Here is a 14272-nt window from a genome sequence, read left to right on the forward strand (position 1 = left end):
CCAATGACTGATAAAGTCAATATAATGACTTCGCAGGGTGCCGATGTTGCCCTGGTAAGCCTGGCCGTGGCAAACCGCATACGCAACTGGCGCAAAGAGAAAAAGCTGTCTCTGGACGAGTTGTCCCGCCGGGCAAGCGTTAGCAAAGGCATGCTGGTGGAGATCGAAAAGGGCGCAGCCAACCCCAGTATCGCCATCTTGTGCAAGCTGGCCGCCGCGCTCGGCATCTCCGTAGCGGATATCGTCAACGTATCCAGCGAGCCGCTGGTGCACGTTATCAAAGAGGCCGCGATTCCGGTGCTGTGGCAGGGCGCACAGGGTGGACGCGCCAGACTGCTGGCGGGAACCGCAGGCCCGGATATGATTGAGCTATGGCAGTGGGAGATGCAGCCGGGAGAGCGCTTTACCTCTCCGGGGCACCCGGCGGGAACCTTTGAGCTGCTGCACGTGAACGAAGGCGTTTTAACGTTGACGGTGGATGAGACGGTGACCCAGGTTAACGCTGGCGCATCGGCGGTGGCGAAAACGGAAGCGGCGCACGGATATGCGAACGAAGGCGATACCGTGCTTCGCTTCACCATGACGGTGGCGGAATTTCACCGATAAAAAGCAGCCCGGTGGCGCTACGCTTACCGGGCCTGCATGCAGTATTTTGTAGGCCGGGTAAGCGTAGCGCCACCCGGCGTTGATTACGCCTCTTCCACACTTATTCGCAGCGCTGCCAGCGCTTTACGCGCCGCTTTCAGCACCTGATCGCACTGCTCAATCGTCAGCGTCAGCGGCGGTTCAATGCGGATGGTTTTCGAGTTGTTGAGCGTTCCGGCGACCAGCACCCGCTGGCGGAACATCTCGCTCGCGAAGCTATAGCCGGTTTCGTTGTCGACAAATTCAATCGCCATCAGCATCCCTTTCCCACGCGCGTCCTGCACCAGGTCCGGATACTCCCGGCCTAGCTGACGGAAGCCGTCCAGCAGCATGTCGCCTTTCTGCTCCGCCTGCGCGGGCAGGTTTTGCTCCAGCAGCACATTGATGGTTGCCAGCGCGGCCGCGCAGGCCAGCGGGTTACCGCCAAAGGTGGTGGTATGCAGGAACGGGTTGTCGAACAGCACCGAGAAGACCTCTTCAGTCGCAACCGTCGCACCAATCGGCATCACGCCGCCGCCGAGCGCCTTAGCCAGGCACAGGATGTCCGGCTGAACGTTTTCGTGCTCGCAGGCAAACATCTTGCCGGTGCGCCCCATCCCGGTCTGGACTTCGTCGAGGATCAGCAGCGCGCCAAACTCATCGCACAGCTGACGCACGGCGGGCAGATAGCCCTGCGGAGGGAGGATCACGCCGCCTTCACCCTGAATCGGCTCCAGGATCACCGCCGCCACGTCATCGCCGGTTTTACGGCATTCGCTCAGCACGGTGCGCATGGCGTTAATGTCGCCGAACGGCACGTGGCGGAAGCCCGGCAGCAGCGGCATAAACGGTTTGCGGAAGGTGGATTTGGCGGTAGCAGACAATGCGCCCAGGGATTTACCGTGGAACGCGCCGCTGGTGGCGATAAAGGTGAATTTCCCGCGCGGCGACTGGTACGCTTTGGCGAGTTTAATCGCCGCTTCGACCGATTCCGTGCCGCTGTTGCTAAAGAAACTGTACTTCAGTTTGCCGGGCGTTAAGGCCGCCAGCGTTTTCGCGAGCATGGCGCGAAGCGGGTCGAGCAGTTCCTGGCTATGGAGAGGTTGTTTCGCAAGTTGATTCTGTACGGCGGAAACCACAACTGGATTACGGTGCCCCACGTTGAAGATACCAAAACCACCCAGGCAATCGATAAACTCCTGTCCCTGGGTGTCGACAAGCGTGTTAAGACTCCCCGCTTGCCACTCTACGGCTCCGTAATCCCCGCCGGCGGTAACAGATTTGCGATACTCCAGAAAACCTGGATTGACGTGCTCTTTAAAGTAATCGATGACCTCTCGGTTAAGTTGTTTCATCTCCTCATGATCGAGCGTTCGCTTCTCAATGAGATTCAGTGCGTGCGCGGTACAGGCAAGAGCCGAGGCGCTGGAAGGTAACCTGTTCAAAATGTGCTCCCGGGGATCGCGTATCACATGATACTGGTTTAAGTATTGCAGGGATTACGCCACTTCAGATGACTTAACGAAAATCGGGATAAACGCCAGGTTAAAATAATGTTGCACAATATTTAATCATGCCGGAGCAACCGAAACGGGATTTAGCGGTACAGGACAAAAAGGGTAAATGAGGCCGGAAAAGCACATCTGCACTAAAGAAGTGCATTGGCTGCAACTTAAGTGGGCATTAACTGGTCATGCTTTATAGGTAATTTCTTTGCGAAAGTATTTGAAATCAATGAATTATAAAATCGTACAAAAAGTATGGTTTAAGTGAAATCTGCGATCTTCATCAAGTTTAACAACTAAAGATAAATTGTTTACCGCCGAAAAAACATTGACCCACAAAATTAACATTCAAATAACCTGCAAGGGATGCCCACGATGTCCTCTCCAACCTATGTCACCCAGAATGAATATCCTCTGGACGATGACACCACCTTAATGTCTACCACAGACGTCCACAGCTACATCACACACGCCAACGACACCTTTGTGCAGGTGAGCGGCTACCAGCTCGATGAGCTGACGGGCCAGCCGCACAATATGGTGCGCCACCCCGATATGCCAAAAGCCGCGTTTGCCGATATGTGGTACACGCTGCAGCAGGGCGAGCCGTGGAGCGGAATTGTCAAAAACCGGCGCAAAAACGGCGACCACTACTGGGTGCGTGCGAATGCGGTGCCGATGGTGCGCCGCGGGCAGGTGACGGGCTATATGTCCATTCGCACCAAAGCCACAGCCGAAGAGATTGCGATCGTGGAGCCGCTCTACCGGGCGCTGAACGACGGGAGCTGTAAGAAACGCGTGCACAAGGGGCTGGTGGTTGGAAAAGGCTGGCTGGGTAAACTGCCGGCAATGCCGCTGCGCTGGCGCGTGCGCTGCGTGATGGCGGCGCTTTTTGCCGTTCTCGCCGCCACGCTGATCGCGACTTCCGCCGGGTGGATGCCGCTCGTTGCTGCCGCGGTGGTGATGCTGCTGGGAACGCTGCTGTTTGAGCAACAGATTGTCCGCCCGGTAGAGAATGTGGCGCAACAGGCCCTGAAGGTCGCAACCGGTGAGCGCAACAGCGTGCAGCATCTGAACCGCAGCGACGAGCTCGGGCTGACGCTGCGCGCGGTCGGGCAGCTGGGCCTGATGTGCCGCTGGTTAATCAATGACGTGTCGAGCCAGGTAGTGAGCGTCCGTGACGGCAGCGACAGGCTGGCGCAGGGAAATGAAGATCTGAACGATCGTACGCGTCAGACCGTGGCGAACGTGCAGCAGACCGTCGCAACAATGAACCAGATGGCCGCTTCCGTTCAGAGTAACTCTGAAACTGCCGCCGAGGTGGATAAGCTCTCCGTGGCCGCGAGCAGCGCGGCGACGAAAGGGGGCAACGCGATGCAGACCGTGGTCAAAACCATGGATGACATTGCCGACAGCACGCAGCGAATTGGCTCGATTACCTCCCTGATTAACGATATCGCTTTCCAGACTAATATTCTGGCGCTGAACGCGGCGGTTGAAGCGGCAAGGGCAGGAGAGCAGGGAAAAGGTTTTGCCGTGGTCGCGGGCGAAGTTCGCCATCTCGCCAGCCGCAGCGCCAGTGCCGCCAATGATATTCGTAAACTCATTGATGCCAGCGCCAGCAAGGTGCAGTCCGGCTCTGAGCAGGTTCACGCCGCAGGCCGCACGATGGATGATATCGTGGTGCAGGTGAAAAACGTGACGCAGCTTATTGCCCAGATCAGCCACGCGACCTCCGAGCAGGCCACCGGACTGTCAGAGTTGACCCGCGCGGTGGCCGAACTCGACAGCATCACGCAGAAAAACGCCGACCTGGTCGAGGAGAGCGCCCACATTTCTGCAATGGTGAAGCACCGCGCCGGACGCCTCAAGGATGCGGTGACTGTGCTCCACTGAGTCAGTAATGTTCCAAAAAAGCCGTTTATTCCGTAAGGAATAAGCGGCGTTTTATTTTTTTGATTGTGACTATTAATGTGGTTTATTGTTAATTTAATATTAAATAACTAAAGAAATTGCCTCAGTTATTTATTCCTGCCTAAGTCAGTTCTTCAGAATGCTATTTCGAAAATACCCCGTTTGACGGTCTGGTAACGATCGATGAGGCCATATTAATAGCCTACACCTATGTATTGCGGGGGTTATGAAATAAAAAAACGATCAAACTCATAAAGTTAGCGAAATCGTTACCGATAACAGCGATCGTCTGAGAAATAATCACATCGATGGAGAAAATATGTTCTTACATGACGTAAAGATCGGCACGAAATTATTTCTGGCGTTCGGGTTCTTTATTGTCCTGATGGCCATCAGCGCGAGCCTGTCTCTGCTGAGCCTGAACCGGGCTAATAACGGGATGCAATCGATTATTACCAGTGATTATCCGACCACGGTAAAAGCGAACCAGTTAATCGATAATTTCCAGGAATTTATTAGCACTCAACAGCTGATGCTGCTGGACGAGCAGGGCACTTACACGGGGCAATCTCAGCAGCGCCTGAAAGAGATCAGCGAGCACATCACGGTGATCCTGGGCGAGCTGAACAACGCGCTGCAGGATCAGAAGTCTCAGCAGGTGCTGGCGGAAATCCGCAGCGTGCGCCAGCAGTATCTGGACTCGCGCTACCGCATTTTGCAGGCGGTGCAGAACAACAATCGTGCGGGCGCTATTCAGGAGATGATGACCACCACCCTCGCCGTGCAGCAGGCTTATAAAGCGAAGGTGAAGGAGCTGATTACCATTCAAAACAGCGAGATGCAGAGTGCCGGCGCGCAGGTGGAAGGGGATTTCAGGTATAACCGCCTGCTGCTGATCCTGCTCACGCTCTTTAGCGTTGCGGCAGGCAGCCTGATTGGCTGGTTTATCGTGCGCGCTATCACTCGTCCGCTCGGCGAGGCGGTGCATTTTGCAAAAGCCATTTCTGAGGGCGATCTTACGGGCAGCATCACGCCACACGGTAAAGACGAAACGGGCCTGCTGCTGCATGCGCTGATGGAGATGAAAACGCGACTGCTGGACATCGTGCAGCAGGTGCAAACCGGCTCGGAGAATATCTCCAGCGCAGCCGCGCAGATTGTCGCCGGGAACCAGGATCTGGCCGCGCGTACCGAAGAGCAGGCAAGCTCCGTTGAACAGACCGCCGCCTCGATGGAGCAGATCACCGCAACGGTGAAAAATACCGCCTCGCATACCGGGGAAGCGACCAACCTCTCGGCGGATGCCGCCACGGTGGTTAAAAACAACGGCGAGATGATGAAGCAGGTGACCAGCAAAATGCGCCTGATTAACGAGACGTCGAACCGGATGTCCGACATTATCGACCTGATCGACGCTATTGCTTTCCAGACCAATATTCTGGCGTTGAACGCGGCGGTGGAAGCGGCGCGCGCCGGCGAGCACGGTCGCGGCTTTGCGGTGGTGGCGGGTGAAGTTCGCCAGCTTGCCCAGAAGAGCGCGTCGTCTGCCAGCGAAATCCGCGAGCTGATTGAGAGCTCTACCAGCCAGACCCAGGACGGGATGAACCTGGTTGAAAAAGCGAGTGCGCTGATCAACGGGATGGTCGGCAACGTGGAAGAGATGGACGTGATCCTGCGCGAAATCCGCCAGGCCAGCCACGAGCAGACGGAAGGTATCTCGCAGATTAACAGCGCGATTGGCCTGATTGATGCCACCACCCAGCAGAACTCCGCGCTGGTGGAGGAGTCCGTCGCGGCGGCGGCATCGCTTAACGAACAGGCGATGCACCTGAAGGAGCTGGTACGCGTCTTCCGCGTGAGCGAGCACGCTCCGGCTTAGTCCAGCTGGGAGATCTCGAGCGCCGCGCGGTCAATAACGCCGATAATCTGCTTGAGCTGCGCGTCGCTGAGCTCTCCCTGATTCACCTTCAGGTCTAACACCGCTTTGAAGTTATCCAGCGCCCGCTTCATCTGCGGGTTTTTGCGCAGCTGAAAACCGACGGAACGCGCTTTGATACGCACCTGGATCTGTTCCAGCTGTTCCCGGTTTTCGTCCAGCCAGCGTTGTCCTTCAGCGGTAATCGTAATCGTCTTACGACCGTTATCTTCTTCCGTAATGGTGATAAAGGTCTGATCCTGAAGATAATCCAGGGTCGGGTAGATCACCCCTGGGCTCGGGGTGTAATTCCCCTGGGTCAGATTCTCGATCTCTTTGATCAGCTCGTAGCCGTGGCTCGCGCTGCGGGTCAGGATATCCAGAATCACCAGCCGCAGATCGCCGTGGCCGAAAAAGCGCGGTCGGCGCCCGCCGCTGTCGTGTTCGTGTCGCATAGTAGCTCTCTCAATTTGATATATCTAAACTATATCTAAGATATATTCAGATGCAATCTAATAGATCTTGCATTTTTACTTATTAGTAATCATTATCATTTGAAAATTGATTTAGATATATCGTATTCACCAGAGAAGGGGCTAAAAATGGCATCTACCCGTTACCCACAGCGTGTTCGTAATGACCTGCGCTTTCGCGAGCTGACGGTGCTCCGCGTTGAGCGCGCCAGCGCGGGTTTCCAGCGCATTGTTTTAGGCGGCGAGCAGCTGGAGGGCTTTAGTTCCCGCGGTTTCGACGACCATACAAAAGTCTTTTTCCCGGCTCCTGGGGCGGTATTTGTACCGCCGGTGGTCACCGATGAAGGCATCGACTGGGGTGACGGCGTACGTCCTCAGACGCGCGACTACACGCCGCTGTACGACGAGGCAAACCATGAGCTGGTACTCGATTTCTTCATTCACGACGGCGGCATTGCCAGCCGCTGGGCGGTCGAGGCGAAAGCGGGAGACAGGCTGACCATCGGCGGTCCGCGTGGTTCGCTGGTGGTGCCGGAGGATTACGCCTGGCAGCTGTACGTGTGCGACGAGTCCGGCATGCCCGCGCTGCGCCGACGCCTGGAGAGCATTGCTAAACTGCCGGTTCGCCCGGAAATTCATGCGGTTGTGACGGTCGGAGACGATTCTTATAAGGCGTATCTGGCGCACCTGAGTGAATTCAACATCACCTGGGTGGTGGGCCACAGCGAGCAGGCGGTAGCGGACCATCTGGCGGCGCTGACCGTTCCAGAGGAAGATTACTTCATCTGGCTGACCGGGGAAGGGAAGGTAGTGAAGACGCTGAGCCGTCAGTTTGAAACCGACGCGATTGACCAGCAACTGGTGCGTGCCAGCGCATACTGGCACGCCAAATAATCAGGCGGCGGAATCCAGCTGCGCTTCGCTCACCTGATGTTCGAGCGAGGCGCGGACCTCGTGCAGCGCTTTCTCCTGCTGAGCGAAGTACGCTTCCATATTGTTCAGCGACGAGACCAGAAGCCAGGACTCCTCTTTCTCCAGCTCCGCCAGCTCGTTCACTAAAATGTCGATTTGCTCGCGAACCTGCGCCATTTTTTTGCGGATACGTTCCAGATCGTTCAGCCTGTCGCTTGCCATCAATGGCTCAAAGCCCTGCTGCAGCCGGGCCACCAGTGAGCGAATGGTTTTAACGTCGCCACGCTGCTTCGCCTGGTTGAGCTGGACCATCATCGCGTTAGCTTCCTCTTTCAGGTCGTCCGCCACCAGATCCGGATGGCAGAGCTTGCTCGCCTGCCGCCAGAGGCGCTTGAGCTCGTTCCGATCCTCTTCCGAGAGATCTTTCCCTTTGCGCAGCCGCACTTCGGCATCGTGATGCTGCTCGCGATACTTCTCGTACTCTTCGTTAGCGTCGTCGCGCGCCTGACGCGCAGGCTCCTCTTCGCGCGTTAAGCCGCTCTCCAGCTCCAGCGCTTCGGCCAGCAGGTTGGCAATCAGATTGCTTTGCTGTTCCAGATGCTTACGCGCCTCAGCGGCCTGCACGGAGTCGGCCGGGAGATCGCGCCAGCGCTGGGTGAGCGTCGCCAGCACCTCTACCGCCTGCGCCATATAGCGCTGGCAGCGACGGTAATCTTCCTCGCGACGACGCGCTTCCGCCTGCTGACGGCGCAGATTGAGCTCGGCCAGCGTTTTACGCAGGGCGAGGATCTGCTGCATCAGCGGTCCGAGGCGAGAGAAATAGAGATCGTTGAACTCATCAAGCTGCTGCACCCGGGCGTTGCGGCGGTCAATCAGATCGCGCAGACGCTCTTCCAGTGCCTTTAGCTCCAGCTTGCTGGCGGCCACCTGCGGATCGCGCCACTGGGTTACGGCGCGCTGGCCCTGCAGCCAGGCGGTAATTGCCGCCATCGCAGCGGTGTAGTTCTTCTCCTCAAGCGCCACGACGATTGCCTGCAGCTCATCGTCAAGCGCTTCATTTTTCAGGCGTGTCAGCTGACTCTGGATGATGTCGTCATCTTCCAGTTCAATGGCATTTTTAATGATTTCTAGCCGTTTGATCGGTGTGCTCATGATGCCTTTCGCTTTGGCGCTTAAGTATTTGAGTTAAGGTTAGTTGTTGTAAAAGCTACAGGAAATAATACACACGGATGATGATCGGCGCGATGGGGGATTTCTTTAATGAGTTGATGTGTGGTGCTCTCATTATGGGGTAAACCCGATAGAGCGACATGCCACACCTTCACCAGCCTTGTTAATGTGCGTCGATCCTCTTTTTCCCCTGCCTCGGGTTTTTCCGTGTCCTACCCGAAAGCGAGCGCCCCACCTTTGGTGGCGAATGCATCCGACCCACCCTCAATTAACCTCGCTGTAAATCCCCACTACGCGACCCACCGTTTTTATCTCGTCGATACCGCATTCAAACGGAACCTTGCCGCCCGCCACGTGGAGTTTTTTACCCGGCAGCAGCGTGAGGTCGCGGATGCTGGCGGTGCCTTCAATCTCAACCAGCCACAGGCCGTCGGTTAACGATGCCTCTTTTTCAATAAAGTGCAGCTTTCCCTCCGCCCGAACGGCGATGCCGCGAGCCAGCGGTTTGCTAAAGAAACCAGAGTCAATACTCAAAGTGGTATTTTCTTCCAGCTTTCCATCACTCAGTGTGAATGTGGAAACCGAAACCGGATCGCCCGGCGCGGGGTGACCTTCAAACTGCGCACCTTGTCCGGTCATCAGCCAGCGAAGGCTGGCGCCGGTGTCCAGCGCGCACTGAACCGCAAAGTCGTAAGAGACGGTACCGCGCGCGTAGCGGTTCTGAAGCGAGCTGGCGGCGATATTAAAGTGCCGGGCCAGCTGGATTTTCTGCGTGAAACCATATACCTGACAGATTCTATCGAGTAACTCTTCATTATTCACTTGAGAATCTAAAATCAAAATATATTCCTTTGGGTGTTTACTAATGCTCACTTGAGTATTAGTATCATTACAAATTCGGGCAATCAGCGGCAGGCGTTGGCAAACAGAGGCTAATGATTGCAGACATTATCAAAATGGGAATCATGCAGCATGGCATCTGAAATCGCAATCATCAAACGGCGGAAAAAACCGTGCTGTGCCCGTTTTCAGCGCACTAGCGTGCGTGAGTTTACGCGAGGGGAGATATGGCGATAGAAGCTGCCCGTGCAAGGGTTCCACTTAGCGTGGGAGCTCGCCTTAGCGGGCTTAACCACATCGCTGAACTGCGCGCCCGATACGGGAGCGATAGCGGAAAAGAGCTGGCGCGGTTTATGGCTGAGCTGCGCGATAAGCGCGATCCCTGTTTTGAGGAGAACAGCAGGGCGCTGGCCGCCCTCTTTTTCCTGGCGAGATTGCCCGTCGCCCGTCATGAGTGCGAGCTCAGTGAGCTAACCACAGAGGAGAAAAGGGCGCTGATTAACGCCATGAATCATTTTCGTGCTGTCGTGAGTTTATTTCCTGAACGGCTGACCATGCCGATATAACCCAACCCAAAAACTAATGGCGTAAACCCGCCGGGCATCCTTTTGCCTGAATTTAAGGAGAACGCGTGATGCGAAACAGTGAAAACCGCCCTTATCCGACCGGAAGTGAAGAACTGAAGCGCCTGCTGGCAGAGGCAAAAGCAGAGGAACGATGCGCGCGAGCCCTCGCGGTCTCCCTGCGCCTGGAGGCCCTGGCGAGCCATATCTACAAAACCGGCATGAGCGGAGAAGACGTTGCCGAACTGCTGTGCCACGAGGCGGCCCGCTACGAGCGTGAATCCCAGGAGCTGCACTGATGGCCGATTTTATCGATCTTGCGCAGGCGCGCGAGCAGGAGGACAGAGAGCGGTACATTAATCGCGCCCGCAGACGACCCGCATCGCCTTCGCGTTTCCTCTGCGAGGACTGCGAGGCGCCGATACCGGAGGCGCGCCGAATAGCGGTGCCCGGCGTAGCCCTGTGCGTAACCTGCCAGGAGATCGCAGAGATAAAAAATAAACACGTCCGGGGAGGATAAGTTGGCTACGTCATTTGCTTATCCGTGGAATGCCCCACGGTCGGCCATTGCCAGCCCTTATCTCACCCATGCCCAACAGCAGCGCCGCGATCGCCTTTTCGCGGCGCTGCAGCAGGCAAGAATTTCCCTCTCACAGCAGCCTGACTGCGTACGCTTCGAGGTCTGGCGCACGGTTGACGCCCTCGAACAGCATAGGGGCTGCCCGCAGGCTAACGCCTTTTTGATCCGCTTCTGCAAAAGGATGTTACCCCGTCTGAGGCGGGTCTCTGAACGCTATGCCTGCACAGGCCTGCACGACGAGGTCTCGAGGGCCGTGTTTGACGGCCATTTCGACACTCAGCTTCTGCAATACCTCGCCTCGCGGATGGTCGAACTGGTGGCCCGCTATAACCGCCTTCCGGATATGTCCCGCGCGGACATCGACCTGCTGGCCGCAGATATCGCCAGCTTTATTCGCGGCGAGCTGGCGAATATTAACGATGCTGAGATGGGTGAATACCAGACGCTGTACGTCTGGTATCAGCGCGCCGGACTGATCGCCCGACAGTTCAACGTGTCGCCTCCGCACTGGGAGCGGGTGTCGAAGACGTTTTTCAACAAAGATGACGTTGCCGCGGCGGTGATCCGCATGTTTTCCGAGGCGTGGTGGCGCGGGCGTCTGCGTCGGGTCGCGGCTGCCTGGCGCGAGCATCTGCAGATTGCCCTCGGCAACGTCAGCAAGCGAAAAGCGGCGTATGCGAGCAAACGCTGCGTGACCGAGTGGCGCGAGCAGAAGCGCCGCACCCGCGAATTTCTCAAGGGCATGGAGCTGGAAGATGAAGAGGGCAACCGCATCAGCCTGATTGAAAAATACGACAGCTCGGTGGCCAACCCGGCGATACGTCGCTGTGAACTGATGACCCGTATCCGCGGGTTTGAAAATATCTGTGAGGCGCTGGGCTACGTGGGCGAGTTCTATACCTTAACCGCGCCCGCGCAGTATCACGCGACGCTGAAATCAGGCTTCCCCAACGCGAAGTGGAACGAGGCCAGCCCGGCGGATACGCAACTCTACTTTACCCGACTGTGGGCGCGTATCCGGGCAAAACTGCACCGGGACGGGCGCCGTATCTTTGGTATCCGCGTTGCGGAACCCCATCACGACGGTACACCCCACTGGCACATGCTGATGTTTATGCTGCCGGAAGACGTCGAATGCGTTCGCCGGATTATCGGTGATTACGCCCGGCAGGAGGATGCTGCCGAGCTGCAGAGCGAAAGCGCCAGACAGGCGCGCTTTCACGCGGACGCGATCGATCCGCAGAAAGGCAGCGCTACCGGCTATATCGCCAAATACATCTCAAAGAATATCGACGGCTATGCGCTCGATGGCGAGACCGATAACGAAAGCGGTGGTCTGCTGAAGGAGACGGCGTCCGCCGTGTCGGCCTGGGCAGGGCGCTGGCACATTCGCCAGTTTCAGTTCATCGGCGGCGCGCCGGTAACGGTCTACCGCGAGCTGCGGCGTCTGGTGGATACCGATGCCGCGCGCGGTCTGAGCGTTGAGTTTGCAGCCGTCCATGATGCTGCCGATGCCGGGGACTGGGCGGGTTACGTCACGGCGCAGGGCGGGCCGTTTGTGCGTCGCGATGATTTACAGGTGCGCACGCTGTATGAGCCGCGCGCCGGGTTTAACCAGTACGGCGAGGAAACGGTCCGCATCCGCGGCGTGTACGATTCTGCCGTTGGCGCGGGCAGCCCAGTTTTAACCCGACTCACGCAGTGGAAAATTGTGCCGAAGCGGGCCGCGGATCTTAAGGACGCGCCCGTATCCTCTCGGAGTTCTGTCAATAACTGTACGCAGACCGATCTTTCTCAACCCCTCAGCCGACGTGCGAGGCGGGCGTTAACCGAACGCATCAAATTCATCCGCCCTGGCGCGACAGCGCCCGTCGTCTTCGCGAGCGACCCGCAGAACGGCGTGCCGGAGAAGGTGATCGATGAGATACGGCTCGCCACCGGGATAGCCATCAGCCGGGCAGAAGCCCTGCATCTGATGGCGGGAGGCATCAGCCGCTTTAACGATAAATGGTGCAGGGGGGCAGCCGACGGATCGCTATTTCCGGCACCGTGTTCTTACCAGCAAAAGGCGCGGAAAATCCTTGAACGTATTGGGTATTTAACGGATCTCTTCGCTCAGAGAACCCGCTAATCTCCATCCATATCATGTACATACCGTGAAGGGTTCTGATTTTTCGCTTCACTCTTTTTATGAATACGTGCTACTGTATGTTTATACAGTATCTCGTGGTGGAGGTTGTGTGGACAGAGAGTTGAACGAGCAGGTCATGATTGAACGAGTTGAGCTGATTGCGCGACTGACGACAGAAGGAACGTGTCAGGAAAGAGATCGTGAGATTGCCCTGAATTTGATTGCTGAGATTGCGCGGGGAAATTTAATCAAGAACAACGCATTTACCGTTGTATTCTCAGCATCGCCTGTTCCGGAACGAATCAAAAAAGAGGGCAACGTTCGGGTGAACATTACTCTCGATAAAGATCAGCAGATTGACCCTGCCGTCGCTGAGGCCTTTCAGTGCGAACTGACCCGCAGAATACGCTCCCTGTTTCCGTCATCGCGGGTGAACGTGAAAATAGGATCGGTGACGGGTGTCGAGCTCCAGGGGCTTGAAAAAGAAGCCGATCGCGAGGCGCTGGACGCTATCCTCCGGGAAGTCTGGGAAGACGAGAGCTGGCGCTAGCCCCGGCGTCATCACCCGTACCAACACCCTCATTCCTGTTTTGCGCTTCCGTTGAACCACGCTTCGCCGCTCGCGGACGATCTGTTGTGCCCGCGATTGTCCATCCGTCAGCGATAGCGAAAAGCCTGCTGGCCCGGGAAACTCTACAGTACCTGGAAACCGGATGTTGGGAGCGTCTGATGAAAATCTATGCAATGCAGGGGGACACGCTTGATGCCGTTTGCGCCCGCTTTTATGGGCGCACGGCTGGCGTCGTTGAAGCCGTTCTGAAGGCCAATCCTGGCCTCGCGGAGTCAGGCGTTATCTTGCCTCACGGCACGCCGGTAGAGATGCCGGAGGTGAATAGCGCCCCCACAAAAGAATCCGTAAACCTATGGGACTGAGCCTGGAGAAAATCACCACGTTTATCGCCTACTGGCTGGCCGTGGCGCTGGCCTGGTTCGGGGCGATGTCTCCTGAAAAAGTCGCGCTGTACGTCGGGAGTCTTTGCGCCATTTTTACCGCATTAACGAATTACTGGTTTAAGCGAAAAACCTGGCGCTATCTCCAGTCTCTTGGCCTCGATAAGAAGAGCATTCGTGAACTCAATCATTAAGCGTTGCAGCGTCGCCGGCGTGCTGGCCCTGGCGGTGCTGATGCCTGACTTTCGATTACTGAAAACGTCCCCGGAAGGATTGGCGTTGATTGCCGATCTCGAAGGATGTCGCCTCTCGCCCTACCGGTGTAGCGCCGGCGTATGGACGTCCGGCATTGGCCACACGGCAAACGTTGTGCCGACGCGGGACATTACCGAGCGTGAGGCTGCGGTAAATCTGGTCGCTGATGTGCTCAATGTTGAGCGGCGTCTGGCGGCGTGTGCGCCAGTAGAGATGCCGCCCCGGGTCTATGACGCGCTGGTGAGTTTTACCTTTAATGTCGGCGCAGGCGCCGCCTGCCGTTCGACGTTGGTGTCCTTTATCAAACGTAAACAGTGGGTGCAGGCATGCGGGCAGCTTACCCGCTGGGTGTACGTCAACGGCGTCAAAAATGCCGGGCTGGAAAACCGTCGCGTCCGCGAGAAGGCCTGGTGCATGAAGGGGCTGTCGTGAGAACGCT

Annotated in this window: 16 protein-coding genes; 12 read left to right on the forward strand and 4 right to left on the reverse strand. The window is 56.9% G+C overall.

Annotated features, from left to right (window positions below):
• Nucleotides 1–3 precede the first annotated feature (3 nt).
• Nucleotides 4–606 carry a helix-turn-helix domain-containing protein gene (locus tag FOY96_RS02640; RefSeq protein WP_143346450.1) on the forward strand — a complete coding sequence of 201 codons (603 nt, stop codon included), beginning with the start codon at nucleotides 4–6 and terminating at the stop codon, nucleotides 604–606.
• An 83-nt stretch (nucleotides 607–689) separates the two neighbouring features.
• On the opposite strand, the gene ygjG is transcribed toward FOY96_RS02640, so the two are convergent.
• On the reverse strand, nucleotides 690–2069 hold the full coding sequence (gene ygjG, locus FOY96_RS02645; protein ID WP_172620500.1) for a putrescine aminotransferase: 1380 nt from the start codon (nucleotides 2067–2069) through the stop codon (nucleotides 690–692).
• A 435-nt stretch (nucleotides 2070–2504) separates the two neighbouring features.
• Between ygjG and FOY96_RS02650 the strand changes: the two genes are divergently transcribed.
• Both FOY96_RS02650 and FOY96_RS02655 read left to right on the forward strand, forming a co-directional pair.
• Complete coding sequence (locus FOY96_RS02650) at nucleotides 2505–4025, forward strand: methyl-accepting chemotaxis protein (protein ID WP_143346452.1); 1521 nt, start codon at nucleotides 2505–2507, stop codon at nucleotides 4023–4025.
• A gap of 337 nt (nucleotides 4026–4362) precedes the next feature.
• Nucleotides 4363–5922 (forward strand): methyl-accepting chemotaxis protein, encoded by a 1560-nt coding sequence (locus FOY96_RS02655; RefSeq protein ID WP_143346453.1) that lies wholly within the window; start codon nucleotides 4363–4365, stop codon nucleotides 5920–5922.
• On the opposite strand, the gene FOY96_RS02660 is transcribed toward FOY96_RS02655, so the two are convergent.
• Nucleotides 5919–6413, reverse strand: coding sequence for a PadR family transcriptional regulator (locus tag FOY96_RS02660; RefSeq protein WP_143346454.1), 495 nt, complete (start codon nucleotides 6411–6413; stop codon nucleotides 5919–5921). The genes FOY96_RS02655 and FOY96_RS02660 overlap by 4 nt on opposite strands.
• 147 nt (nucleotides 6414–6560) lie before the next feature.
• On the opposite strand from FOY96_RS02660, the gene FOY96_RS02665 reads away from it, so the two are divergent.
• Nucleotides 6561–7325 (forward strand): siderophore-interacting protein, encoded by a 765-nt coding sequence (locus tag FOY96_RS02665; protein ID WP_143346455.1) that lies wholly within the window; start codon nucleotides 6561–6563, stop codon nucleotides 7323–7325.
• Here FOY96_RS02665 and FOY96_RS02670 read toward each other — a convergent pair whose 3' ends face one another.
• Complete coding sequence (locus FOY96_RS02670) at nucleotides 7326–8495, reverse strand: coiled-coil domain-containing protein (protein ID WP_143346456.1); 1170 nt, start codon at nucleotides 8493–8495, stop codon at nucleotides 7326–7328.
• Between the two features lie 282 nt (nucleotides 8496–8777).
• Nucleotides 8778–9353: a phage repressor protein CI gene (locus FOY96_RS02675; protein WP_047060318.1), complete on the reverse strand. Its 576-nt coding sequence runs from the start codon at nucleotides 9351–9353 to the stop codon at nucleotides 8778–8780.
• 227 nt (nucleotides 9354–9580) lie between these two features.
• On the opposite strand from FOY96_RS02675, the gene FOY96_RS02680 reads away from it, so the two are divergent.
• The 8 genes from FOY96_RS02680 (at nucleotide 9581) to FOY96_RS02715 (ending at nucleotide 14265) form a co-directional block, all read left to right on the forward strand.
• Nucleotides 9581–9919: a DUF5347 domain-containing protein gene (locus tag FOY96_RS02680; RefSeq protein ID WP_033146696.1), complete on the forward strand. Its 339-nt coding sequence runs from the start codon at nucleotides 9581–9583 to the stop codon at nucleotides 9917–9919.
• 68 nt (nucleotides 9920–9987) lie between these two features.
• Entirely contained in the window at nucleotides 9988–10215 is a 228-nt protein-coding gene (locus tag FOY96_RS02685; RefSeq protein WP_143346457.1) for a DUF2732 family protein, read from the forward strand.
• Complete coding sequence (locus FOY96_RS02690) at nucleotides 10215–10436, forward strand: TraR/DksA family transcriptional regulator (protein WP_087823171.1); 222 nt, start codon at nucleotides 10215–10217, stop codon at nucleotides 10434–10436. Before FOY96_RS02685 ends, FOY96_RS02690 begins: the two co-directional genes overlap by 1 nt.
• 1 nt (nucleotide 10437) lies before the next feature.
• Entirely contained in the window at nucleotides 10438–12627 is a 2190-nt protein-coding gene (locus FOY96_RS02695) for a replication endonuclease (RefSeq protein WP_143346458.1), read from the forward strand.
• A 109-nt stretch (nucleotides 12628–12736) separates the two neighbouring features.
• The gene (locus FOY96_RS02700) at nucleotides 12737–13177 is read left to right on the forward strand and encodes a DinI-like family protein (RefSeq protein WP_048981242.1); all 441 of its coding nucleotides are present in this window, start codon (nucleotides 12737–12739) and stop codon (nucleotides 13175–13177) included.
• Between the two features lie 179 nt (nucleotides 13178–13356).
• The gene (locus tag FOY96_RS02705; RefSeq protein ID WP_047174529.1) at nucleotides 13357–13560 is read left to right on the forward strand and encodes a tail protein X; all 204 of its coding nucleotides are present in this window, start codon (nucleotides 13357–13359) and stop codon (nucleotides 13558–13560) included.
• On the forward strand, nucleotides 13551–13772 hold the full coding sequence (locus tag FOY96_RS02710) for a phage holin family protein (protein ID WP_029741404.1): 222 nt from the start codon (nucleotides 13551–13553) through the stop codon (nucleotides 13770–13772). Before FOY96_RS02705 ends, FOY96_RS02710 begins: the two co-directional genes overlap by 10 nt.
• Nucleotides 13756–14265 (forward strand): lysozyme, encoded by a 510-nt coding sequence (locus FOY96_RS02715; protein ID WP_047060325.1) that lies wholly within the window; start codon nucleotides 13756–13758, stop codon nucleotides 14263–14265. The genes FOY96_RS02710 and FOY96_RS02715 overlap by 17 nt, the downstream gene beginning before the upstream one ends.
• Nucleotides 14266–14272: the final 7 nt, after the last annotated feature.

This window comes from Enterobacter asburiae (assembly GCF_007035645.1).
Lineage (GTDB): Bacteria > Pseudomonadota > Gammaproteobacteria > Enterobacterales > Enterobacteriaceae > Enterobacter > Enterobacter asburiae_B.

Excerpts from the sequence above, each read along its gene's own strand:
- FOY96_RS02640 (WP_143346450.1), top strand. The coding sequence starts at position 4 with ATGACTGATAAAGTCAATATAATGACTTCGCAGGGTGCCGATGTTGCC.
- FOY96_RS02650 (WP_143346452.1), top strand. The coding sequence starts at position 2,505 with ATGTCCTCTCCAACCTATGTCACCCAGAATGAATATCCTCTGGACGAT.
- FOY96_RS02655 (WP_143346453.1), top strand. The coding sequence starts at position 4,363 with ATGTTCTTACATGACGTAAAGATCGGCACGAAATTATTTCTGGCGTTC.
- FOY96_RS02660 (WP_143346454.1), bottom strand. The coding sequence starts at position 6,413 with ATGCGACACGAACACGACAGCGGCGGGCGCCGACCGCGCTTTTTCGGC.
- FOY96_RS02665 (WP_143346455.1), top strand. The coding sequence starts at position 6,561 with ATGGCATCTACCCGTTACCCACAGCGTGTTCGTAATGACCTGCGCTTT.
- FOY96_RS02670 (WP_143346456.1), bottom strand. The coding sequence starts at position 8,495 with ATGAGCACACCGATCAAACGGCTAGAAATCATTAAAAATGCCATTGAA.
- FOY96_RS02680 (WP_033146696.1), top strand. The coding sequence starts at position 9,581 with ATGGCGATAGAAGCTGCCCGTGCAAGGGTTCCACTTAGCGTGGGAGCT.
- FOY96_RS02685 (WP_143346457.1), top strand. The coding sequence starts at position 9,988 with ATGCGAAACAGTGAAAACCGCCCTTATCCGACCGGAAGTGAAGAACTG.
- FOY96_RS02690 (WP_087823171.1), top strand. The coding sequence starts at position 10,215 with ATGGCCGATTTTATCGATCTTGCGCAGGCGCGCGAGCAGGAGGACAGA.
- FOY96_RS02705 (WP_047174529.1), top strand. The coding sequence starts at position 13,357 with ATGAAAATCTATGCAATGCAGGGGGACACGCTTGATGCCGTTTGCGCC.
- FOY96_RS02710 (WP_029741404.1), top strand. The coding sequence starts at position 13,551 with ATGGGACTGAGCCTGGAGAAAATCACCACGTTTATCGCCTACTGGCTG.